The following is a 24,520-nucleotide window of genomic DNA, read 5'->3' as shown; positions in this document are numbered from 1 at the left end:
GAAAGAGCTGTCGGACCTTTGGCATAAACTAACATTTAAAAGACAATTACTGTCTACTGATCCAGAGCAACTCTCTACCGTCTAAACTCCAACACCTCACACCCTAGACATGGATTAAATAAAATAATACTCAAATATAAGTATAAAAGCAAGTATTGCATAAAAACATGCCACACTTGCTTTTAATTGATATACAGATTTTACCTATTTACTGCCTTAAAAGCTTAAAAAGCAAGTATAGCCTTCACTTTCTCGCGCAGGCGCTGCTTTGGAAGAAACTCCTGCTCTAGTGGAGGCGCAAACGGCACGGCCGTATCTAAACTAGCCACGCGCATTACAGGTCCATCCAGTTTCTCAAAGCAGTTCTCCCCGATCCAGGCTGCTATTTCGCCACCTATACCGCCTGTCATGGTATCTTCGTGCAACACAATAACGCGGCCTGTTTTGCCTACGGTGTTTGCCACGGCTTCTTTGTCCCAAGGCAGCAACGAGCGCAGGTCCAGTATTTCGAAACTCGCCTCTGGCATTTCCTGCTGTAGCTGTTTTGCCCAATGCACACCCATGCCGTAGGTAACAATGGAAAGATCGGTACCTTCTGCCACCACCTTTGCCTTGCCTATTTCTATAGTATAGTAATCGTCTGGAATTTCCTGGGAGATAGAGCGGTACAGCATCTTGTGCTCGAAGTACAGCACAGGATTCGGATCTTCGATGGCGGCATTCAGCAAGCCTTTGGCATCGTAAGGCGAAGACGGGTACACAATTTTCAGACCTGGCGTATGGAAAAACCAGGCTTCGTTGCTCTGCGAGTGGAAAGGGCCAGCAGCCGAACCAGCGCCTGTAGGCATACGCACCACCACATCAGCATTTTGTCCCCAACGGTAGTGGCTCTTGGCCAGGTTATTTACTATCTGGCTGAAACCTGCACTCACAAAATCGGCGAACTGCATTTCCACCATGCTTTTCTTACCACGCACCGACATGCCCAAGCCAATGCCTAGTATGGCCGACTCACAAAGCGGTGTGTTTCGTACTCTGTCTTTGCCAAACTTATCTACAAAACCTTCAGTTACTTTGAATATACCGCCATACTCCGCAATGTCCTGCCCCATCAGCACTAACTCTGGGTAACGCCCCATACTTTGGCGCAGCGCATCCGAAATAGCATCTACAAAACGTCGCTCCGTTCTGGCGCCAGCAGCTGGCACAAGCTCCTGCTCAAAAGGCTTGTACATATCGGCAAGCTCTTCTTCGCGGTTAGCTTCTGGCATCGGGACAGCAAAAGCAGCCTGTAGCCCCTCTTCTATTTCTGTTCCGATCTCCTCCTTTATACTCTCCATCGCCTTCTGCGTAAGCACCAGCTCATCCAGCAGGTATTTTTCGAAAGTCTCTACAGGGTCCTTCTTCGCCCACTTCTCGAACAGCTCCTGCGGCACGTACTTTGTTCCGCTGGCTTCCTCGTGCCCACGCATCCTAAAGGTAACGGCCTCTATCAGCATGGGGCGTGGGTTCTTACGGATACTGTAGGCGGCCTGTCGGATAGTGTCGTACACTTCTAGCACATTGTTGCCGTCAATCTGCAGAGCATCTATACCGTAAGCTGGTCCTTTATCTATAAAATGCTTGAACTTGAACTGTTCATTGTTAGGCGTAGACAAGCCGTAACCGTTATTTTCAATCAGAAAAATAACAGGCAGCTTCCAAACCGCTGCCACATTCAGTGCCTCATGAAAATCGCCTTCGCTGGCACCGCCGTCGCCACTAAACACCAGTGTTACCTTTTCCTTCTGGTCCAGCAGATCTGCCAAAGCTATGCCGTCAGCTACAGCCAACTGTGGCCCCAGGTGTGAAATCATGCCCACGATATGATGCTCATTCGATCCAAAGTGAAAAGAACGATCCCTACCTTTTGTGAAACCAGTTTTCTTGCCCTGGAACTGTGCAAACAATCTATCCAGTGGCACATTTCGGCTTGTGAACACGCCCAGGTTACGGTGCAGCGGCAGAATATACTCATCTTCATCCAGCGCCAAAGCCGAGCCTACCGATATTGCTTCCTGCCCTATACCCGAAAACCACTTTGTTACTTTGCCCTGGCGCAGCAGCACCAGCATGCGCTCCTCAATCATCCGTGGCTTTAAAATTGCCCTGTATAATGTTAAAAGTTCGTCGTCGGTATATTCTTTGCGGTTGAAATTCATCTTAAAGCGATAATTTGCGTTATTATGGGGCAAGTTACTGTATTAGCGGTTCCCCTGAAATTTATCCCGCTAATTTATACTTTTGTACTGAAGAAATAAGATACAAGTAGCAAGACGCAAGACACAAGACACAGGACTTACAATTCTTCTGAACCTGTCCACTGAAGCATAGATTCCGCTTCTTACAAGTTTTAGTTCAAGAAAGTCCTGTGTCTAGTGTCCTTTTAAAAAGATATGATAGACTTTAAAGAATTTACCCTTGATAATGGCTTGCAAGTAGTTGTACACGAAGATCATTCTTCGCCGATGGCGGTGCTGAATTTGCTGTACAACGTAGGCTCTCGCGACGAAGAAGAGCAACATACTGGCTTTGCACACTTGTTTGAGCACCTGATGTTTAGTGGTTCCAAAAACATACCGTCTTACGATGAACCGCTACAACGTGTAGGCGGCGAAAACAACGCCTTCACCAGCCCCGATATTACAAACTATTACTTGTCGTTGCCAGCTCAGAACATCGAAACTGGTTTTTGGCTGGAGTCGGACCGTATGCTGGAGCTGGCCTTCAGCGAGAATGGCCTCGAAGTGCAGCGCAAGGTGGTGGTAGAGGAGTTTAAGCAAAACTACCTGAACCAGCCTTACGGCGATGTGTGGCTAAAGCTGCGCCCGCTGGCTTACAAGGAGCACCCCTACAAATGGGCCACCATCGGCAAAGAAATTTCGCATATAGAAGATGCCACCATGGATATTGTAAAAGCTTTCTTCCGCAAGCACTACTCGCCAAGCAATGCTATACTGGTAGTGGCAGGCAACGTGACCTATGAGCAGGTGAAGGAGCTGGCGGAGAAGTGGTTTGGCCCTATACCTGCCGGCGAGAAGTATGTGCGCCAGATTCCGCGGGAGCCGGCGCAAACGGAGCCGCGCGTGCTGGAAACAACTGCCGACGTACCGCTGAACGCCATCTACAAAGCTTACCACATGCCAGCCCGCACGCACGAAGACTACCACGCCGTAGACCTGATCAGCGACATGCTGGGCCGCGGCAAATCGAGCCGCCTGTACGAGCGCCTGGTAAAAGAGCAAAAGCTGTTCAATTCTATCTCTGCCTCTGTTTCTGGCTCAATAGAAGAAGGCTTACTGATCATACAAGGCAAATTAAACGAAGGTGTAGACTTAGAAGAGGCTAACGCTGCTATAGAAGCCATAAACCAGGAGTTTATGGAAAAGCTGGTGGATGAGGAAGAACTGAACAAAGTAAAAAACCAGGCAGAGACAGTTATCGTGTTCTCAGAAATTGAACTGCTGAACCGCGCCATGAACCTGGCCTACAGCAAACTTTTGGGCGATGCCAACCTGGTAAACCAGGAAGGCGAGAAAGTACAAGCCGTTACGCCAGAAGACATCTTGCGCTGCGCTAAAAAAGTGCTTAACCCCAATAACTGCTCAACCTTATTATATAAGGCGGAGAAGAAGGAGGAAGCTGTAGAAGCATAATTGCTTAGGTGAAAGACTTTTACAAAGGACAAAGGAAGTGGCTCTACACCTTCTTTTGTCCTTTTATTTTTTGCGGCTGTTGCTGAACAATCTTAATCACATTCGCCGCTGTTTCTAACATCCCTGCCCTCTTAACAGATGAACCTAAGCGTGAAAGTCCAAAAGAACTGCAGACTTAAATAACTGTAGAAGTAGTTACTCCCACCATTGTTGTGTGTTCTCACCAACAACCGCTTTGCGCCTGCTGACGCTACAGCCTCCATACATCTGAAGCATATGAATACCACCAAGGTTTTAGCTTTTTTGGCCAAGGTTTAGTTGCTGGTAAAACACCAACAACGGCAAAGCGTCAGAAAGTAGCTTGTTCCTCTCTAAAAGCTTCCTTAATCACAGTCGTACTACGTGCATGGAGACACCTAATCCGAACTTGATAAAACTTTTTCTCCCTAACATTTGTATATACAAATAACAACTTTAATTTTGCACCACAATTTAGAGTATGCGCATAGAAGACGAAATAAAGCAAAAGGATTTTGGAGATGATTACCGTCGTCTGTTCGTGAACCTGTTGTTTACTAACAACTGGATGAACCAGCAGGCTATGCCTTTTTACAAGGAACTGGGCCTTACGCTGCAACAGCACAATGTGCTGGGCATACTGCGCGGGCAGCACCCAAAGCCTGTTTGTTTCGGCGATATTCAAAGCCGTATGGTAGATCGCAACTCTAATGTAACGCGCCTGATCGATAAACTCATTGAAAAAGGCTATGTTACCCGTGATATTTGTGCAGAAAATCGTCGTATGATTGATGTTAAATTAACAGAAAAAGGTGTAAAGAAACTAGAGCAGGTAGATGATGAGTTTCCGAGGCTTTATGCCCGCTTCCATAACCTTAGCAACGACGAAGCAGTTCTGCTAAGCAACCTACTTGATAAACTGAGAGGTTAAAAAAATTTAACATAATATTTGTATACACAAATAATGTACTAGCATTTAAATAGAAACGAATGAAAAACATAACTATAAAAGGCGCTACCATCCCCGCCTTAGGCTTTGGAACTTTCCAACTCAATCCATCTGAGGCGACACACATGGTGGAAGCTGCCATCAACGCAGGCTACCTTCATATAGATACGGCACAAATGTACCAGAACGAAGAGGCCGTAGGGAAAGGCATCAAAGCATCAGGCGTTAGCCGCGACAAGGTGTTTCTGACCACCAAAGTACTTCCTTCTAACCTGGGCAAGCAAAGCTTTCTGCCATCGGTAGAGCAAAGCCTGAAAAAGCTAGATACCGACTATGTAGATCTGCTGCTGATACACTGGCCTAACGCCGATGTGCCGCTGGAAGAATACATTGGCGAACTGATAAAGGCACAGGAGAAAGGCTATACTAAGCATATTGGCGTGAGCAACCATCCTATAAAATTGGTAGAGCAGGCTTTAGCCACAGGTGCTAACCTCATTACCAACCAGGTAGAATACCACCCGCTGCTGGACCAGAGCAAACTGTACGACTACCTGCGTTCGAAAGATATCACGCTTACCGCTTATAGCCCCATTGCTCAAGGTGAAATTATCGGCAATGAAACACTGAAAGCTATAGGTGAGAAGTATGGTAAGAATGAAATTCAGGTGGCGCTTAATTGGCTGATCCAGCAGGAGAACGTACTGGCTATTCCAAGATCATCCAAAGAGAAAAACATGCAGGCCAACATTGATATATTCGATTTTGAGCTAACGCCAGAAGAAGTAGCCCAGATAAACCAACTGCGCGAGCAAAACCTGCGCGTAGTAAACCCTGGCTTCGCCCCTCAGTGGGACTAGAGCCAATTCTGAATAACGGAATAACCGAATGATTGATTGAATTTAGAAATATTCACTTTCTAACTTTCTAAATCTCTAACTCTTAAACTTAACAAAGATGTCTCAGGCACTTTTAAAACCTATAAAATTACACGATCTGGAGCTGAAGAACCGCGTGGTGATGGCTCCGATGACGCGTACACGCGCTAATAATCCAGAGAAAGCTCCTACCGACCTGATTGCTACTTACTATGAGCAACGTGCCAGTGCAGGACTGATTATCTCAGAGGGTACGCCAGTTTCTACACAAGGTGTTGGATATATCAACATCCCAGGTATTCACTCAGAAGCACAGGTAGAAGGCTGGAAAAAAGTAACCAAAGCTGTGCACGATAAAGGCGGAAAAATATTTGCGCAGCTGTGGCACGTAGGCCGCATTTCGCACCCCGATTTTCATAACGGTGAATTTCCTGTTGCTCCTTCTGCCATCAATCCAAACGACCAGGTGTTTACAGAGAACGGTTTTACACCTACCGTTACACCGCGTGCTCTTACCGTAGAAGAGATTAAGCAGATTGTGCAGGACTTTAAAAATGGAGCCAAAAACGCTATGGAGGCAGGTTTTGACGGTGTGGAGATTCACTCCTCTAACGGATACCTGTTCCACCAGTTTTTCGTGAACTGCTCAAACACCCGTACCGACGAGTATGGCGGCTCTAAAGAAAATCGTGCCCGTATACTTTTCGAGGTGCTGGATGCTGTGAAAGAGGTGATGCCGATTGAGCGTGTAGGTGCACGCTTAAACCCAAGCATGCACAACTTGTTTGGTATTACAGTGGATGAAGAAACGATACCGACGTTCGACTACATCATAAACAAGTTGAATGAGTATAACCTTGCTTACCTGCATTTGTCGGAGCCGTTCTCTGATGTAACAAGTGTGCCTCATGCCGAGCCGAACATAGCCAAGCGCTACCGCCCGATATACAAAGGCAACCTGATCATCAACAAAGGCTTTACACAGGAAACGGGCAACAAAGTGATTGAAGAAGGCGATGCCGATATGGTGGCCTTTGGCGTACCGTTCATCTCAAATCCTGATTTACCGATCCGTTTTGAGCAGGGAGCTGAGTTACAGCCAGCTGACCGCGACACGTTCTATGCCAATGGGCCAAAAGGCTTTACAGATTATCCTTTGCTAGCAGAGGTGCAGAAGTAAGTATCAAACCTTAATCTTCTAGTGCCGAGGGCTATATCGATTATACTTCCCTAGCGGAAGCAAAGGCCTAAGCCCAAGGCGCTTTTACATATATACATTCCAATTTATAAAGCCAGCTGCCGAAAGGTGGCTGGCTTTTTTGCTTCTACATACCATACTCGACTTTCAGAATGAATAGGGTTGATTTGTTGATTACAGGTAGATAGGCCAAAAGCACTATGCCGTACTTAGCGTAATTCCTGTAAAACGTTCAGCGTTATGTTTAAGGTAGCTATACTCACAAAAACTGCTATTCCCCCTACTCTCTTAGCACATTTTAAGCTACTTTTACTTTTTATACTCCTGCCTCGCAGGCAGAGGCATTAGGATTACCTTTAAAGCAACTATGAAACTTAAAATAAGAACGGGCTTCGGCTACGATGTGCACCAACTGAAGGAAGGGCTTGATTTCTGGCTGGGCGGCATTAAAATACCACACAGACACGGGGCGTTAGGCCATTCCGATGCCGATGTGCTCATCCACGTGATTTGCGATGCCCTGCTGGGTGCCGCCAATATGCGTGACATCGGCTATCACTTCTCAGACAAAGATCCTAAGTACAAAGGCATCGACAGTAAAATACTACTGAAAGAAGTAGTGCAACTTTTAGCGCAGGAAGGCTATGAAATCGGAAACATTGATTCTACCGTATGCCTACAGGAACCAAAAGTTAACCCGCACATCCCAGACATGAAGAAGTGCCTGGCCGAAGTAATGGGCATACCCGAGGACGATATTTCAATTAAGGCCACCACTACCGAACATTTAGGCTTTGTAGGCAAGAAAGAAGGCGTAGCGGCTTTTGCAACTGTACTTATTCAAAAACAATAATACTATCTAATCTATCTTAAGCAAATTATGAAATATAACCACTTGTATGTATATGCGCTGGTTGCGGCTTTAACGTCAGGCTGCGCATCATCCTCCAACACGCCCTCGGCTTCTGCTCCTACCACGGATGTAGTTAAGCTACAAGAGGCTGCGCCAAAGTATGCCAGCACTGTAACGGCAGCCGACCTCTCGAAGCACCTGCACATCTTGGCTTCTGATGAGTATGAAGGCCGTGACACAGGCAAGAAAGGTCAGAAAATGGCGGCTGCCTATATCTCTAACGAGTTTAAACAATACGGACTGACTGGCCCTGTAACCAATAACAGCGCGAACCCTTACTACCAGTCTTTCGACCTGGAGCAGACGCAATGGGGCGATGGCTACATTACGGTAGGCAAAGAAAAATACCTGATGATGCAGGACTTCTTCGTGCTGGGCAGCTCACCGTTCCAAACGGAGCAGGTCGTGGATGTGGTGTTCGCAGGTTATGGTATAGATACCGATAACTATTCTGACTACAACAACTTAGACGTAAATGGTAAGGTAGTGGTAGTGTTGGCAGGAGAGCCAAAGGGCAATAACGGCAACTTTTTACTAAGCGGCACCACTAAAGCATCTGATTGGGGCAACGATTATCGCACCAAACGCAATGCCGCCACGAAGCGTGGAGCCAAGGCGGTGCTTATAGTTACAGGCACCAACAACAGCGAATTCAACAGCCTGACACAACGCTACAAAGCTTATGCTTCACGTCCTTCCATCGGTCTGAAAAGCAATGCAGGTGCCCAGTCATCTGCTGCACCCATGTTTGTATCGCCAGTAGCTGGCGCTTCTTTGCTAGGCACTACGCCAGAGGAACTAATTGGCTATGGCAGCCAGGTAGCATCAGCAAATAAGCCAGTAGCTTCCACTTTTACAGCTGCTAAAGATGTAAAAATCAAGACCGAGCGCGTAAGCACACCGCTTGCTACTGAAAACGTTTTAGGCTTTATTGAAGGCTCAGACAAGAAAGACGAAGTGGTGGTGGTAACAGCGCATTACGACCACGTAGGTATGGATGAGAGCTTGGAAGACGATAAAATTTTTAACGGTGCCAACGATGATGGCTCTGGAACTGTAGCTGTTATAGAACTGGCAGAGGCTTTTGCCCAGGCTAAGAAAGATGGTTTCGGCCCACGCCGCAGCGTTTTGTTCATGACGGTAACTGGCGAGGAAAAAGGCCTGCTTGGTTCTGAGTACTATTCTGAGAACCCGATCTTCCCGCTGGAGAACACGGTTGCCGACGTAAACATCGACATGATCGGCCGCATGGACTACGAGCACGAAAAAACCAACGATAGCAACTATATTTATGTAATCGGTGCTGATAAACTGTCTTCGGAGCTTGACCAGATTAACCGTGAGGTAAACGAAAAGTATGTGCACCTGAACCTGGACTATACTTTCAACGACGAAAACGATCCGAACCGCTTCTACTATCGCTCTGACCACTACAACTTTGCCAAGCATGGTATTCCGATTGTGTTTTACTTTAACGGTGTACACGACGACTACCACCAACCTTCTGACGAAGTAGATAAAATCATCTTCGAAAGTGCCGAGAAAGTGGCAAGGCTAGCGTTCCACGTAACCTGGGAACTGGCAAACCGCGAAAATCGCATCGTAGTAGATAGCAATAAAAAATAGTTCTGAGTTCCAAGTACCGAATTAGGGTTGAGTTAAAAACCAAACTCGGAACTAGTAATTTGGAACTCATATAGTTCTTTCAGAAAAACACCCTAACTTTATAGGGTGTTTTTCTTTTTTTAGAAGAATTACCTGCTGATTAGCTTTTGAATGAAAACCGAAGGGGAGAATACAGTATGAGTAAACTGAAGCAGTTTCTGCTGGATGCAGAAACAAAAGCATTTGATCAAGGGCACCGTGCCACCATAAAATTTAACATCGGCAAGTATAATACTGCCGTGCAAAGTGGCCTTACCCAATACACCGACCATGAACTGGCTCGTGAACGCGCGTCTTTTATAAAATCCAATACCATCAATAACTTAGATAAGTATTTGATGGAGTTCGAATCTAACTTTACGGCAAGAGGCGGTAAAGTAATCTGGGCACGTGATGCGGCAGAGGCACTGAAAGAGATAGGCGAGATTATGAAACGTAAGCGCGCCCGCTCTGTTGTGAAGTCTAAATCGATGACAACCGAGGAAATTCACCTGAACAACTACCTCGAGAAAAATGGCATTGATACTGTAGAAACTGATTTAGGCGAGTATATTGTACAGCTGGCGGAGCAACGGCCTTACCATATTGTAACGCCTGCCATGCACATGTCTAAAAAAGATATTGCCGACCTATTTGTGCGTAAACTAAACATTGCCCCTACCGACAATGCCGAAGAGCTAGTTTTAACGGCCCGAAATCTACTACGCGATAAATATACATCGGCAGATGTAGGTATTACGGGAGGCAATTACCTTATTGCCGACATTGGCGGTATAGCCATTACAGAAAACGAAGGAAACGCCCGCCTTTCTACTACATTTCCTAAAACGCACATCGCTATAGTTGGCATCGAAAAGATGATACCTTCGGTGACGGACTTGGATTTATTCTGGCCGCTGTTGAGTACCAGCGGCACTGGGCAAAATGTAACGGTATATAACACCATACTAAGCGGCCCCAGACAACCACAGGAAAAAGACGGTCCAGACGAGATGTATGTGGTTCTGCTAGATAACGGCCGTACTGACCTGCTGGCACTGCCTGAGAAACGGGAAGCGTTGAACTGCATCCGATGCGGTGCCTGCTTGAACGTGTGTCCCGTCTATAAAAATATTGGCGGCCACACCTACGAAACCACGTATAGCGGCCCAATCGGCTCTGTTATTACACCGCACTACAACGGCATGAGCGAGCATAAGCACCTGAGTTTTGCAAGTTCTCTGTGTGGTGCCTGTACCTCTGTGTGCCCTGTCAAAATTAACATACACAACCTGCTGCTGCTAAACCGGAAGCAAAGCGTAGAGCAAGGCATGGCCGATAAGCCAGAAAAGACAGCCTTTAAAGTGTGGCTAAAGGCTATGAAGAGCCGCACGTTGATGAACCTGGCTCCCGCTAACCTGAAAACACTTGTGCTGAAACATGCGCTGAAAGACACCTGGAACAAGCGCCGGGAACCACTGGTGTTCCCTAAAAAGACATTTAACCAGATGTGGAAAGAACGAAAGTAACAGCAAAAAAGCCTGCCTCAACGCAGGCTTTTTGCTGTTACAGCCTTTCAAAACCCAGTTACACTAACTGCCCGTTACTGTTTGACGCGCTTCATGCTGAAAAACACTTAAACTTCATTTCAAGATTTACAGTTAAGAAAGTAATATGGTGCAGTGGGGTGCTAATAGTATGCTAACGCACTTAAAAAAGACCAAGATCTATGGTAAAACATAGAATTTTATATATTAATACTATTATATCTGTTTTTTGCACTAAATAAACTGTAAAAAGGACAGGAATGTATTTAGCATCTATAAATATTTTTAATATTTTTGCGTCATATTTATAAACATAGCAACGCACAAAGTCTAACATTAAACATTTAACAAAGGCATCTTATGAATTATGAAATCGACAAACTTGATAAAGAGATTTTAAAACTCCTGATGGAGGATGTAACTCGTGCTTATACTGACATTGCCAAAGAACTAAATGTTTCTGGTGGTACCATTCATGTGCGCATGAAAAAGCTAACAGAAATGGGAGTAGTAAAAGGAGCTCAGTTATTAGTTAACCCTTCTGCCGTGGGCTTCGATGTATGCGCCTTTATTGGGGTATACCTTGAAAAAGGATCTGAGTATAAAGATACAGTAACACAGATGCAGAAGATACCAGAGATTGTAGAGCTGCACTACACAACAGGCTCCTACAGCATGTTTGTAAAGCTGGTTTGCCGTGATACCAAGCACCTGCGCCAAGTACTCAACGAAAAGATACAGGAAATTGAGGGTGTGCAGCGCACCGAAACCTTGATCTCACTCGAAGAAAGTATATCCAGACAGATAACAATAGAATAAACGAGAATCCCCTTCAGCAGCAGCTGAAGGGGATTCTTGTTTTAAGTAAAGCCATTGGTGGCTAAATTAACCTTCTCTCTAAGAGAAGATATTTCAAGATTCTACTGTAGCTTTTGCAGCGCTTCTCGCAATCTGTCCACAGAAGCCTGTATAGCCTCTACAGAAGCCCCGCCTACTGATAGCCTAAACCAGTTCAGGTCATGGCTAGAGCCGAAGGCAGAGAACGGTACCACCGCCAGCTTAGCTTCCGAAAGCAGGTAAAAAGTAATATCCTTGCTCGACTGCAGTACTTCGCCGTTTGGTGTTTTTTTGCCAGCTAAGTCCAGTCTTGCGGAAAGATAGATGGCACCCATTGGCTCTATAGCATCTACGTTGTGACCCTCTGTTTTTAACTCTTGAAATCCGTTGTACAACACGTTCAAGCTTTGCTGCACCTTGCCTTTGAAGCTCGCCAAGAAGCTCCCTACTTCCTCTTCCTGTCCTAAAAATTTGGCTGTTGCCATTTGCTCTGCCTTTGGCGCCCAAGCACCCACATGGTTAAGTATAGATTTCATTTTGTCTATAACTGTAGTTGGTCCGAAGGCATAGCCTACTCGCACACCTGTGGCCGCAAAGCATTTAGAAGTACCATCGATGTACACTACATAATCGCGCAGTTCTGGTCGAAGGCTTACAGGATCGAAATGTTGAGCTCCCTCAAATGTGAGCATCCAGTAAATTTGGTCGTATAACAGATAAAGTGGTTTCTCGCCTGTTGCACGTGTTCTGTTTTCCTCTAGTACCAGGTCACAAATTTCTTCCAGGTCTTTTTTAGAGAACATGGTACCTGTAGGGTTCAATGGCGAGCACAGCGCCAGCATCGTAGCTCCTTTTAAGTGTGGCTTCAGGTCAGCTGCAGTCGGCATAAAGTTGTTTGCAGGGCTCGTTTCCACCATAACCGAAGTAGCACCAGAAAGGTAGCAATAGTGGTTATTGTTCCACGACGGTGTCGGGAAAACTACTTTATCGCCTGGATCAACTATAGCCAGGTACGTGGCATAGATTAACGGACGAGAACCGCCAGCCACCAGAATATCATTCTCAGGGTACTGCAAGCCCTGGCGTTCCTGTATGAAAGTAACTACAGCTTTTCTGAGTGCTGCCACTCCGTTTGCAGGCGGGTAATTCGTATGCCCCTGCTGGTAGGCTTCCGTGATACTATCTTTTAAAGCTTCAGGTATTGGAAATATAGCTGGATCAAAATCGCCGATGGTGAGATTACATATTTGCTCCCCACGTGCTATCATTGTATTTACCTCACCGGCTATGCGAATAATTTCGGAGCCGATCAGGTTTTGAGCCATTTTTGAAACGGTCATATTGCTTAAGTTTAAATTCAGGTGCAAAGGTACAGCAGAGGCGAATCTCTACCTAATTCCCAGCAGGGCAACAGAAGGCTTTATGTCTGGTTATCTGTGATTGTTACGCTTTTTAACAGATAACACGTACTGCCTTAATTTTATATTAACACCCTTTACAAGCCTCTGCCAATTTATCCAACCATCCCTCCTTGTCGAAGGAAGGGAGTTCTATCACTATCGTCGAAATAAAATTAAGTGTAGCAGTCGTGTAACAAAATGAGAGTAAAAGTGGTTGTTGGTGAGAACACACCACAACGGCGGAGGCCAAGGCGGATAAGGCAAATCATCATCCAAACAGAAAACCCTGCAGTTACATCAGCAACGGCAGGGTTTTATTCTATAGATCTTGAGTTTATAGCCACTGTATTACAGCAGTACATTCCCTCCATTCATAATTTTCACAAACTACCACTTATAGTAGCCGTTTTCCTCACCATCATTCAGGAAATCCGCTGCGGCGTTGGAGCTACGGTGTACATCAGCCAATTTACGCTCTTTCCAAACGGCCGCTGATTCCCGCACTACCTCCAGATGGGCATCGGATTTAACCCGTTCCTCTTCACGCTTGGCATCAATTTCATACTCGGTGCGGGCAGCGAATTTAGCTTCGGCTACAGCATGGCGGGTATCATACTGCTTCTGGCGCTCAGCTACACGCTGCATTTCCTGCGTTGTGCGCTCATGCTCTATACCTTTCAGTATATCGTCGTATGGTCCTTTGCTAGATACCAGTTTTGTAAAGATTGGCGCTGTCTCTAAACAGATGAAAAGCAAGGTAATAAAGAATACAGGGAGCCACGGCAGTTCGTCCAGCGCGTTAATGCGAGCCATCAAGCCATCGTAGTTGGAGAAGCTCTCCTGCCCTTCTGCCACCGTCTCATCATATTGTTTCATCAGGTCGGCAATACGCTGCTCGCGCAGGGCAATACGCTGCTGGGCATCGGCTTGCAATAACTGCAGTTCCTGGTCTACCTTATCGTACTGCATTTTCTTTTCCTGGTAGATAGGGCCTTTGCCTACTTTACCAGTACCGCCTGTGCCATCGGCCTCGGCAGCGAGTGCCTCATAAGTTTTATTCCGCTCCTGCAGCTTGGTATCCACCTCCTGGCGAATGGCGGCAATCTCTGATTTGATAGAATCTACTTCGGCAAACTGTTTTCCTACTAACGCTTTGTGCTCAATAGCCAGCTCAGCCTGTTTCTCCTTCAGCACTGCCTGAATCTCTTTGTCGAAAATCTTTAGCTCCAACGGTTTTGAAATAACCACGGCCAGCACCAGCGCCAGCAGAATGCGCGGCGTTACCATCAGCAGCTCTTTCCAGAACTTGCCCTCTTTGCGCAGTGTGGAAACGATGAAGCGGTCTAGGTTGAAGATAACAGCACCCCACAGCAAACCAAAAGCAATGGCCATAGCCGCTGAATCGAATACTGTGTAAAGCGCGTAGGCTCCTGATATACCTGCCAAAAGGCCTGTAAACAAAACAGTAGCGCCAATACCTGCATATTTTACATGCTCCGATTTAGAGCATTTTTCGAGAATAGTGTCGTCGGCACCCGCACACCACCAAAAGAATTTTGTCATGAATGAATCTTAAGCTGTCCTGTATTGTAGCCTCTGGCAAAGCTATAAGTAAGTAACGTATAAAAGCATACGTTTTATACTTCCACATAGATATAAATAACTAATTTACAGCAGGCTACATTTAGATAAGGAACAGCAACAGCGTTTGGTTTAGTTCAGCGCTACTTCAGAGGCATATAGCTTGTCGTAGAGCAAGAGCGAGGCCATGGCACTAGCCAGCACCATACGGGTATCGACAGGTAAGTTTGGCTGCAGCCACACCTTTCCGTTGTTCACTACCTGCACAGCCCCAATTACCATCTCACCCTCTTTAAACTCGTAGCCCACAATGTCGGAAAGCGGCAAGCTCTTGCCCTCGAATTTATAAACAGGTGTGATTTCGTAGTATGTTACTCCATTCGATACGCCACCCTCAAACTTGTTGCGCTCCAGGTAATGCCCAGGATCAACGGTTAGTAACTGCCACTGCCCGCTTTCAGGGGAGGTAAAGTAGCTGGTATAGTATTCCATGCTAGGCGCTACCCTAAAACTAAACCCGTTCGTGGACTTCAGGTTCTTCTCTTGCAGTTTGCTTATGCCGAAAACATACCACTCGTCGCCTTTACCATCCTGCAGGCTGAACTGGTACTTCTGGCTCGACTTGATATTCTCATAGCCCAGTATCGAAAAGCCACCCGAATTTTTCCAGCCACGGTCTACGTTTGCCACAATATAGTTCCCAACATTGAAACGGCCATTCGGCTTAAAAGCCTTTCGGCCTGTTACGGGCAACTCCTCGGCCTGCTGTTTAAAAGAAGATTCTACTGCCATGGGAGGCACAGAGCAAGATTGCAGCGCCAGCACACCAACTAAAGTTGCCAGCAAAAGTGATTTTTTCATAGCTTAAAAGGTATAAGTATCCGCCTGTAAGACCCTTGAACCTGCTGAAGCGTTGCACGAAGGGGAAAAGATTTTAGAAGTTAGATGCTAGATATTAGAGCTTTGAGTTTAGACGCTAGACTTTTGCCCGAAGCAAAGGAGCTTCAGAGGCCATATTTTATTCTTTTCCCTTCCTGCCTCCACCGTTGTTGTATGTTTTCACCAACAATTATGGCTGATTCAAAAGCAAAAAAGGTAGAAAGCCTCCTCAACTTTCTACCTCTCTAAATCTTTAACCCTCTAACTCAACACAACTCTCTAAATCTTTAACTCCCTAAGCCTCTAAATCTTCCTCGTCTGGCAGAATCTCCACGTCCTGCACCAGCACAAAATTCTCTATTTCGCGGGCTCTCGGTGTATTCGCTAAGCCGCCTTCGGCTGTTTCTTTATATTTGCGTTCCATGCTTTCGCCTACCTCGCCGAGAGCTGCCACGCATTGGTCTACAGGTATAACAGGGTTTACGCCTGCTATGGCCATTTGTGCCGATGAAAAAGCAATAGCCGCAGCACTGGCATTACGCACAATGCAGGGTACCTCCACCAGTCCCGCCACAGGATCGCAGATCAGGCCCAGCATACATTGTATAGTAATGGCAACAGCCGCAAATACCTGCTCTACCGTGCCGCCCAGGCAGTATACTATAGCTCCAGCGGCCATGGCAGCTGCACTGCCTGTCTCGGCCTGGCAACCGCCCACAGCGCCTGCCAATGAAGCATTTTGCTCAATGATCAAGGCTATACCAGCTCCTATCAACAAGCCTTCGTGTATGGTTCTATCGTCCAGCCCGTGCAGTTCCTGTAAGGTAGTGAGCGTGCCTGGCAATATACCCGAAGCACCAGCTGTTGGTGCAGCTACCACACGGCCCATACAGGAATTCACTTCTTTCGCTCCCAGTGCCCGCGACACCAGCATCTGAAACTCAGGCGACAGCACCGTTACAGGCGATTTGGCAACTTTTTTGGCGCTGTTGTTCACCATACCCGAGCGGGAACGCATGTCCTCCGTCAGTCCTGTCTGCACAGCGTCTTTCATCACATCGAAGGCTTTGGCAAGGTTTTCCCAAATATACTCTTCTGTACGGCCTTTCTGGTCTATTTCATATTCCAGCACAGGTTGGTAAAGTGGCTTCCCTGTTTCGATGCAGTGCTTTTCCCAGCTTTTGAAATCCGTAAATAATAGCGACATAAGTTTAATCTTTTATAGAGCAAACTGCCGCTCTCGCAGCAGTACATCAAAGTTAAAGCAATTTTAGGCAATCAACTATACCTGCCTCTATTGTGCAACAATTCGGCAGGCGATAACGTGCTGCAGCAGGAACTTAAAAAACCCACCTCTCCTACAGAATTCTGCCGCTTTTGCTACCTTTAGTGCAGTGCAAAATGGACACAAATATCACGACACAAGACACACGACTTCTTCCTGAATAGAATACCCTTATTCAATGCTTTTGCTCATCATCAAATTAAATTAGTTTTGTCTCCTTACTCTGATGCGGCTTTTCAAACTGCTTCTGCTTCTTTTGTTCACTCTTCCGCCAGGCTCCCTAGCTTTTGCGCAAGGAGATGAAGCTCCTGCAGCAGATTCCAGCACCGTAAACCGTCGAAAGCTTATACCTATTATTGCGGCTGAGGCTGGCTTTTATGTAGCGGGAATGTCGTACCTGCAGTTTATCTGGTACAAAGACCATGAGCGAGTGCCTTTCCATTTCTATGATGATACCAAAGGTTACCTACAGGTAGATAAGTCCGGCCATGCCTTCGGTTCTTATGTAGAGAGCTACCTTGGTTATAAATTGCTGCGCAATGCAGGTGTGCCCAAAGGAAAGGCTTTACTTTACGGCGGCACCCTCGGGCTGGTGCTGCAAACGCCCATCGAAGTATTCGACGGCCTCTACGAAGGTTGGGGCTTTTCGGCTCCTGACATGGTGGCCAACGCCGCAGGCTCTGCAATTGTTATCGGTCAGGAACTGCTGTTCAACGATCAGCCTGTGAAGTTTAAATTCAGCTTTTCGCCCTCACCCTACTATAACCAGGCCAACGGCTACCTCGGCGATACGCACCTCGAAAGTCTGTTCCTCGACTACAACGCCCATACCTACTGGGTCAGTATGAACGCATACAAACTCCTGCTCCGCAACCAGCTACCCGATTGGGTTAATATCACCGTAGGCTACAGCGCCAACGGCATGTTCGGCGAGTTTGAGAACAGGCGCTACTATCGTGGCGTATACTTGCCCGAAAGAGAGCATTACCGCCAGTACCTGCTCTCCCTCGACATCGACTGGACTAAGATCAAAACCGACAGTAAATTTCTGAACACACTACTGAAAAGTATGTTCTTTATTAAGCTGCCTTTCCCTGCACTGGAAGTCACTTCTAAAGGGCGGGTAAAAGGCCATTGGCTGTATTACTGATAAGTTTTTCTACAATTAAAGCTATCAACCCATAGCGGTATTCTCCGTTTCTTTAACCACAGCTTCATTTCTGAAGCACTATCATTTTCTTATATTATTATGAACACAGACAAAAAACACATCGCTATCCGCGTGTACGGCAAAGTACACGGTGTATTCTTCAGGGCCAGCACCAAGGAAAAAGCACAAGAACTGAGCCTTACAGGGTTTGTACAAAATGAAGCCGACGGCACAGTTTACTTAGAAGCCGAAGGAGACGCTGAAGCATTAAACCAGTTGGAGCATTGGGCGCATGAAGGGCCTAGCAGAGCCAAGGTAGAGAAGGTGGAAGTGCAGAAATTAAAAGAACTGGGTGGATTTGAAGGTTTTGAGGTGAGGCGGTAGAGTAGAAATATTAGGAAGATGTATAACTATACATTAACTTCATCCTATATCTTTTACTTTACATAAGCTTAATGAGCACAAGAATCCTACATTGTTCTACCTCAGTTGAGAATTATAATATTTGTGTTGAACATAAAGTAGCTGGATTCTCAAATAGAGGACCACAACCTAATGATTTAATTTATTTGGCTGTTAAAATTGGCAAAAAGACTTTTTGTGGTGTTCGATTTAAACTCGACGAGCTAACTAATTTCAAACCATGGCCTGATGCTCAAAAATATGTGCATTCTCTGAAAATTAAGGATCTTGAGTTCTGCAGACCATTCGACATTTCTATATTATCTCAGGCAGGAGGCCCATCATGGGGAGTTAAATATATGCAGGCATCTAAACCAATCTCAGATCAAAATGCCTGTGAACTGCTCAACTCTGAATTTGATAAAGATAAAATTGCGCTGTTTGTGCCTTATGAAATCAAACCACCTACAGAAGATTCTAATATAACTATAACTAATTTTAATGACTCACTGCTTGAGGAAGCACCATTAACTCGTGAATCCATAAAAGTGCAAGCAATGATTGCAGAAATCGGTGAGCGTATGAATTATAAGGTGTGGCTTCCTAAAAATGACAGGAGCAGAATCTTCGAAGTTTGGCAACCCAAACCAACTTCTTTACTATATGACCTACCTCTTAACTATGATGATGATACTATAAAAACTATCGAGAACATTGATGTGCTTTGGATAAAGGGGCGTACCATTGTGCGTGCATTTGAGATAGAACACACTACTTCAATTTATTCGGGTATATTAAGAATGGCTGACTTAATGGCTCTTCAACCTAATCTTAGAATTAAAGCCCACATAGTTGCTCCAACTGAAAGAAAGGGGAAAGTTATGCAAGAGCTAACTAGACCTGTCTTCAAGCTTATTTTAGCACAATCTTGCACATTTATTTCATATAACTCCGTTAAGGATTTGGCCAAAGAGAGAAGGCTAGAATATATGACAGACGCAGTTTTAGAAGAATTCTCCGAATACGCAGAAGATTAAATTACATAGCCAGCCTCTCCATGCTCCGCATCCTTATATAATAAACTCCCTTCTTCACCGCAGACGATATTGAGGGTTTTTCTACCGCTGTGGCAGAAGCGGATGCATTTGAATTGATATGACTTTCTGATACAGCAGGGGCAGGCGGAGAAGGTTTATAAAAACAGGCTGCAACTTAAACCCACTTTCACGAGTTACTGAGCAATTATTTAGTCCGTCCCATTTAATTTTACTTCCTTGCAGCCGCTTATGGTGCAACAGGTGTAGTATTTGGCAAGAGAGTAAAAGCGCATGCGGGAGAAGGTAATTAACTATATTTTTTTCTTTTCAGGATTAATTCTATTCGGCTTTGGCAATGCCCTGGCTGTAAAGGTAAAGTACTTAGGGCTGCACCCCTGGGAGGTGCTAAACGTGGCCTTATTTCAGAAACTAGGATTTACGATCGGTACCTGGAGCGTTATAGTTGGCTTATCATTGGTGTGCGTTACCTGGTTTGTGAAGCGGGAATACATCAACATCGGCACCTTCGGGAATGCTCTGCTCGTTGGCCCTTTTATGGACTTTTTCTTGTGGCTGGATATCTTGCCTGATGCTACGCATACCTTACTGGATTACCTGCTGCTGGGCTCCGCTATGATTATCGGAGGCATTGCGGGCGGACTATATGTAGCAGGCGGCATAGGTGCTGGCCCGCGCGACGGCTTTATGCTGGCCATAGCCGATAGGACAAAGCTATCCGTAGCACGCGCTCGCATTGCAGTGGAACTAGTTGTGCTGGTGATCGGCTTCTTTTTAGGAGGACCTGTGTTTATAGCTACATTCTTCTACAGCCTTATCCAAAGTCCTATTTTCCAGGTCATGCTCAAGTTCTTCCGTAGGTTAAGAGCTAGTATGGTGAAGGAACCAAGTACACAGGCAAATTAGAAATCATGAATTAGAAATGTGGTGTAGAACATCATCTCCATGGCTCTAAGCCACTTCTAGCTCTAATACTCAAATTGGAGTAACTTAATAGCGTGAAAGGATAGTTTTTGACCAAGAACCATAACAGTATTCCCCTTTTGCCCTTTGTCTGAAAAAAACTACGGTTCTACCTTCGTTACCACCTGCACGTGTACTTCTTCTTTTTCGCCTGTACTAATATCTACCTTAAATAATTGGTGGCTGTTGGTGCTGGTTACCCAAAGCTGCCCTCTTAGGAAAAGCACATCGTTTGGCTCACTAAAACCTTCTGCCAACGTACTTACACGACTCCGCTCCAGATCCAGCACCTTCACTTTACCGTTGTAAGTATCCGCAATAAAGATGTCGCTGTCTATCACCTCCACACCCACACAATGTTGTAGCAGCGCATCGTCCACGGCACCGTCAACATCTCCAAAATCGAACAGGCCTCTGCCTAAGGGTGTCAGCACCATGCCTGTTTCTGTGTTTACCGTACGAATGGCACTCGCTTCGGCATCAGCCACATAAAGTACGTGACCGTTGTTGGCGAGGCCACTAGGTTGATTGAAGGCAGCATCGCGCCAATATCCGTCAGTTAAAGCCTCTCGTCCGCTGCCAGCAAAGCGGTATACTTTTTCCGTTGCCAAATCCATACGCAAAATCTGGTGGTTACCAGCATTGGCGATATACATATAGTTATCCAGTATAAGCAAATCCCAAGGGCTGTTTGGGTTAACAGGTACATCAACACTATCTTCCATAAAGTAATAGCCCAACTCACCTGTACCCGCCGCTGTACTTACCAGCTTTTTCTCCAGATCAATTTTACGGATAGCGTTGTTTTTAGCATCGGCTACATAAAGAACGTTGCCATACAGCGCCAGGCCGTGCGGCTCGTTAAAAGTAGCCTCGGCATAAGAGCCATTGCTAAAGCCCCTCAGGCCGCTCCCGATTGCCTCCAGTACATGCCCTTCTTGGTTTATTTTAAGGATGCGGTTATAGCCACTGTCGGAAAGGTAAATATTGCCTTCTTCATCGCTTGTCAGTTTGGAGGGGAAGTATAAGCTGGTGGCCGTACGCTTAGGCACCTGTAGCTGCAGTGGTTCTCGGTTCAGCTCATCTGCAAACTCCTCCTTCATCTTCTGAATGTACGGCCTCACCGTGTCATACACACCTTCTCCTGCATGCTGCCCCACTACTTTTCCATTCGGGTCAATTAGTACGGTGGTAGGCCAGGCCCTGATGCCGTACTGGTTCCAGATTTGAAAATCGGCATCGTTTACCACAGGGTGCTCCACCCCAAACTTCTGAATGGCCTGTAGTATCGTTTCGTTCTGCTTCTCGGCATCAAACTTGGCTGAATGCACACCAATCACCACTAATGAATCGGCAAACTCCTGCTCCAGCTTATGCAGATCAGGCACAATATGCTGGCAGTTAATACAGCCGAATGTCCAGAAATCGAGCAGCACAATCTTTCCCCTAAAGTCTTTGATAGACCAGGAGCGGTCGGTATTTAACCAGCCGTATTCGGTGTTGATTTCAGGGGCATTTACGCGTCCAGTTAGCATAGGTAAAGCAGGTTTGGAGATCAGTTTTATAGTCTTCCTGTTACAGGTTTGTATAGCTAAAGGTTGTCAGGCGAACCTAGTCCTTTGCCTCATTCCTCTAAACTTAAGCGGAAGAAAGTACAGGTCCAAATCTTAACCTTTAAAGCTGCAAACCCCACTAGCCAAAGCCATAACACCACTTAAAACCTACAGCCATCCAACAAAACCGAAATTTCATTGTAAATTTGTGTAAACAGCTGCAAACAATGGCAGAAACTTATCTTTCAGACTTCGGAACCATACTCCTCTACCTGATAGGGGGTGCTATTTTCGTGCTTATTGGCTTATTCACGGCCAAGTTGATACGCCCGCACAGGCCAAATTCTGAGAAGTTGGCCACTTACGAGTCTGGAGAAGAACCCATCGGAAATTCTTGGATACAGTTTAACCCGCGCTTTTACGTGGTGGCACTCATTTTCATCATTTTTGATGTAGAACTGGCTTTCCTGTTTCCATGGGCCACTGTTTTCGGCAGAAGAGACTTAATTGAAGCCACTAATGGAACCTGGGGGTGGTTTGCCTTGGTTGAGATGTTTATCTTTATAGGTGTACTGGTGCTGGGCCTGGCTTACGCATGGGCAAAAGGCCACCTCGATTGGATTAAGCCTCAGCCTGTAGTTCCCAAGAGCCGTTCAAAAATTCCGATGGACGTGTACCAGCGCCTAAACGAAAAGAAGTACCAGGTAAGACCTTCAGCGCAGGATACGTCAGCATCAGGCGAAGGAATATAACTCTTAAGGTAGCAGCACATTTATAATTTCTAACTCATAATTGACAGAGACGTGGAAGCAAAGACTGGAGAAGGCGGCATTGTAATTACCAAGCTCGATGACCTATTGAACTGGGCTCGTCTGTCGGCTTTGTGGCCGATGGGTTTCGGATTGGCTTGCTGTGCCATTGAAATGATGGGTGCTTATGGCTCTGCTTACGACCTGGATAGGTTTGGTATCATTCCGCGCGCCTCCCCTCGCCAGTCGGATGTGATGATTGTGGCAGGTACCGTTACTTTTAAAATGGCTGACAGAATACGCAGGCTGTATGAGCAGATGGCAGAGCCACGCTATGTTATCTCAATGGGCTCCTGCTCTAACTGCGGCGGCCCCTACTGGGAGCATGGCTACCATGTGGTAAAAGGGGTAGACCGTATCATACCTGTGGATGTGTATGTGCCTGGCTGCCCTCCAAGGCCAGAGGCATTGATCGGTGGCTTTCTGCAACTGCAGGAAATCATCAGAAAAGAAACCATACGTGCCCCAAAAGCAATACAGCAACTGATGGCGAAGCGGGCAGAACAAATGCAACAGCCCGTTGCCGATGCAGATAAAGCTTAACGCTGCGGTTAATTCAGCATGTGTTGGTTTAGAACATGTGGAGTTTCGCGCCAGCAAGAACAATCATCAAATATTCGAGCCTGCTAACTTAGCAGAACCTTATTAAACCAAAAGCCCTGTAATTCAAAAACTACAGGGCTTTTTGCATTTGATCTAAAACAGGAAAATTATTCTATTTCTGTTTTACTACTACATCGTTCATCAGGAAAGTAGTTCCTTGCTCAGCCACCATATTGTATACTTTCTGCACACCACCTGCGAATTCCTTCTTACGCAGTACAGTGTATGGCTCATAAGTCTTTGTTTCTTTGTTGTAGCACAATACCTCTTCACCTTCGGCAATTTCTCCTATCTTTTTGTCACCAGCCTTTGTTTTCATTGGGTGATTTGGTGTTGCCTCCAGCACTTTGTTTTTCAAGCTCACTACCGTAGCTTTTCTGCCTATTTTCTCCTGTGCCGACACTACCACCAGTTGCGTAATAGCATAGTTCTTTGCATCATGCGCCACTAGTTCTTTTACCTCCGTTACCGTTGCTTTTTTGGTGTCAGGATCAACTGTTACCACCTGGTCGCCAGCCTTTATGTCTTTCAGAAGCTTTTGGCTTCCGTTGGCCATTGCCACCACTTGGTCGCTAGGGAAACAAATATCGTTGCCATAGGTAGCCGACTCTGCCTTCAGGTCCTTGCCAGAATTAATCACCTTATACTGTTGAAACCCCATCTCCTTCGACAGTATATAAGACAGCTTTAGCACATAATTTTTCTCTACCTTATCATTCGCATGGATATCCTCAAAATACTGCTCCCACACTTTGCCATCGGCTGTGAAATTCGGAAGCAGCGCTTTGTACTGTTTGCCTTTCTCGTTTGTGTAGAAGATCATCAGACCCAGTTCCTGCATACCATCTTTCGCCAGCAGCTTATACAGGTCGATGCGCTTCTTTAGGCCATCGTCGCCAGTGATGAAGTATGGCTTGCGCATTTCATAGCGGTCAAGAATATAAGTGTTATCAAACTTCACGTAGGTATCTTTATCCAGATCCTTTACTTCAAACGCTTTTGCTTTTGTGTACTCCTCCATCGTTATCGGACGAGGATTTACTGCAGCATCTTGTGCTTGAGCAACGCCACAGAACCCGAGTACTACAAAACAAGCTATTAATAAATGTTTATACATGATTGGTTATAGTCGATAAAATTAGTTTGAATTAATGATAAAAG

General features: G+C 45.8%; 21 protein-coding genes. 14 read left to right on the top strand and 7 right to left on the bottom strand.

The genetic code is table 11. From position 1 onward, the window contains the following. Positions 1–224: 224 nt before the first annotated feature. Entirely contained in the window at positions 225–2,201 is a 1,977-nt protein-coding gene (locus tag LN893_RS06615; RefSeq protein WP_229969010.1) for an alpha-ketoacid dehydrogenase subunit alpha/beta, read from the bottom strand. A 234-nt stretch (positions 2,202–2,435) separates the two neighbouring features. On the opposite strand from LN893_RS06615, the gene LN893_RS06610 reads away from it, so the two are divergent. The 8 genes from LN893_RS06610 to LN893_RS06575 all read left to right on the top strand — a co-directional run bounded on the left by LN893_RS06610 (position 2,436) and on the right by LN893_RS06575 (position 11,661). Next, positions 2,436–3,695, top strand: coding sequence for a M16 family metallopeptidase (locus LN893_RS06610; protein WP_229969009.1), 1,260 nt, complete (start codon positions 2,436–2,438; stop codon positions 3,693–3,695). 499 nt (positions 3,696–4,194) lie between these two features. Beyond that, positions 4,195–4,644, top strand: coding sequence for a MarR family winged helix-turn-helix transcriptional regulator (locus LN893_RS06605; protein ID WP_229969008.1), 450 nt, complete (start codon positions 4,195–4,197; stop codon positions 4,642–4,644). Positions 4,645–4,703: 59 nt separating this feature from the next. Then, positions 4,704–5,522 carry an aldo/keto reductase gene (locus LN893_RS06600; RefSeq protein WP_229969007.1) on the top strand — a complete coding sequence of 273 codons (819 nt, stop codon included), beginning with the start codon at positions 4,704–4,706 and terminating at the stop codon, positions 5,520–5,522. A gap of 97 nt (positions 5,523–5,619) precedes the next feature. Beyond that, a complete protein-coding gene (locus LN893_RS06595; protein ID WP_229969006.1) occupies positions 5,620–6,720 on the top strand; it encodes an alkene reductase in 1,101 nt (366 codons plus the stop codon). Between the two features lie 385 nt (positions 6,721–7,105). Beyond that, on the top strand, positions 7,106–7,591 hold the full coding sequence (ispF, locus tag LN893_RS06590; protein WP_229969005.1) for a 2-C-methyl-D-erythritol 2,4-cyclodiphosphate synthase: 486 nt from the start codon (positions 7,106–7,108) through the stop codon (positions 7,589–7,591). 27 nt (positions 7,592–7,618) lie between these two features. Beyond that, positions 7,619–9,277: a M28 family peptidase gene (locus LN893_RS06585; RefSeq protein ID WP_229969004.1), complete on the top strand. Its 1,659-nt coding sequence runs from the start codon at positions 7,619–7,621 to the stop codon at positions 9,275–9,277. 176 nt (positions 9,278–9,453) lie between these two features. Then, positions 9,454–10,824 carry a LutB/LldF family L-lactate oxidation iron-sulfur protein gene (locus LN893_RS06580; RefSeq protein ID WP_229969003.1) on the top strand — a complete coding sequence of 457 codons (1,371 nt, stop codon included), beginning with the start codon at positions 9,454–9,456 and terminating at the stop codon, positions 10,822–10,824. A 378-nt stretch (positions 10,825–11,202) separates the two neighbouring features. Beyond that, positions 11,203–11,661 carry an Lrp/AsnC ligand binding domain-containing protein gene (locus tag LN893_RS06575; protein WP_229969002.1) on the top strand — a complete coding sequence of 153 codons (459 nt, stop codon included), beginning with the start codon at positions 11,203–11,205 and terminating at the stop codon, positions 11,659–11,661. A gap of 101 nt (positions 11,662–11,762) precedes the next feature. On the opposite strand, the gene LN893_RS06570 is transcribed toward LN893_RS06575, so the two are convergent. The 4 genes from LN893_RS06570 to sdaAA form a co-directional block, all read right to left on the bottom strand. Beyond that, entirely contained in the window at positions 11,763–13,019 is a 1,257-nt protein-coding gene (locus LN893_RS06570; protein WP_229969001.1) for a pyridoxal phosphate-dependent aminotransferase, read from the bottom strand. Between the two features lie 447 nt (positions 13,020–13,466). Further along, positions 13,467–14,642, bottom strand: a complete 1,176-nt coding sequence (locus LN893_RS06565) for a DUF4407 domain-containing protein (RefSeq protein WP_229969000.1) — start codon at positions 14,640–14,642, stop codon at positions 13,467–13,469. 150 nt (positions 14,643–14,792) lie between these two features. Further along, positions 14,793–15,521: a hypothetical protein gene (locus LN893_RS06560; RefSeq protein WP_229968999.1), complete on the bottom strand. Its 729-nt coding sequence runs from the start codon at positions 15,519–15,521 to the stop codon at positions 14,793–14,795. 313 nt (positions 15,522–15,834) lie between these two features. Continuing rightward, positions 15,835–16,746, bottom strand: coding sequence for an L-serine ammonia-lyase, iron-sulfur-dependent, subunit alpha (gene sdaAA, locus LN893_RS06555; RefSeq protein WP_229968998.1), 912 nt, complete (start codon positions 16,744–16,746; stop codon positions 15,835–15,837). A gap of 304 nt (positions 16,747–17,050) precedes the next feature. Between sdaAA and LN893_RS06550 the strand changes: the two genes are divergently transcribed. The 4 genes from LN893_RS06550 (at position 17,051) to LN893_RS06535 (ending at position 20,337) form a co-directional block, all read left to right on the top strand. Further along, positions 17,051–17,974 carry a DUF2279 domain-containing protein gene (locus LN893_RS06550; protein ID WP_229968997.1) on the top strand — a complete coding sequence of 308 codons (924 nt, stop codon included), beginning with the start codon at positions 17,051–17,053 and terminating at the stop codon, positions 17,972–17,974. 99 nt (positions 17,975–18,073) lie between these two features. Then, complete coding sequence (locus LN893_RS06545) at positions 18,074–18,358, top strand: acylphosphatase (RefSeq protein WP_229968996.1); 285 nt, start codon at positions 18,074–18,076, stop codon at positions 18,356–18,358. Between the two features lie 71 nt (positions 18,359–18,429). Continuing rightward, complete coding sequence (locus tag LN893_RS06540; protein WP_229968995.1) at positions 18,430–19,413, top strand: type II restriction enzyme NmeDI-related protein; 984 nt, start codon at positions 18,430–18,432, stop codon at positions 19,411–19,413. A 291-nt stretch (positions 19,414–19,704) separates the two neighbouring features. Continuing rightward, complete coding sequence (locus LN893_RS06535) at positions 19,705–20,337, top strand: YczE/YyaS/YitT family protein (protein ID WP_229968994.1); 633 nt, start codon at positions 19,705–19,707, stop codon at positions 20,335–20,337. Between the two features lie 158 nt (positions 20,338–20,495). On the opposite strand, the gene LN893_RS06530 is transcribed toward LN893_RS06535, so the two are convergent. Beyond that, positions 20,496–21,929: a thioredoxin-like domain-containing protein gene (locus LN893_RS06530; protein WP_229968993.1), complete on the bottom strand. Its 1,434-nt coding sequence runs from the start codon at positions 21,927–21,929 to the stop codon at positions 20,496–20,498. A 245-nt stretch (positions 21,930–22,174) separates the two neighbouring features. On the opposite strand from LN893_RS06530, the gene LN893_RS06525 reads away from it, so the two are divergent. Together LN893_RS06525 and nuoB are read left to right on the top strand one after the other, a co-directional pair. Next, a complete protein-coding gene (locus LN893_RS06525) occupies positions 22,175–22,699 on the top strand; it encodes an NADH-quinone oxidoreductase subunit A (protein ID WP_229968992.1) in 525 nt (174 codons plus the stop codon). A gap of 51 nt (positions 22,700–22,750) precedes the next feature. Continuing rightward, positions 22,751–23,299, top strand: coding sequence for an NADH-quinone oxidoreductase subunit NuoB (gene nuoB, locus LN893_RS06520; protein WP_229968991.1), 549 nt, complete (start codon positions 22,751–22,753; stop codon positions 23,297–23,299). 172 nt (positions 23,300–23,471) lie between these two features. On the opposite strand, the gene LN893_RS06515 is transcribed toward nuoB, so the two are convergent. Then, positions 23,472–24,476, bottom strand: a complete 1,005-nt coding sequence (locus tag LN893_RS06515) for a hypothetical protein (RefSeq protein ID WP_229968990.1) — start codon at positions 24,474–24,476, stop codon at positions 23,472–23,474. Between the last annotated feature and the right edge of the window lie 44 nt (positions 24,477–24,520).

It is taken from the genome of Pontibacter harenae, assembly GCF_020907245.1.
Taxonomy (GTDB): domain Bacteria; phylum Bacteroidota; class Bacteroidia; order Cytophagales; family Hymenobacteraceae; genus Pontibacter; species Pontibacter harenae.
This window is presented reverse-complemented; position numbering and strand designations above follow the sequence as displayed.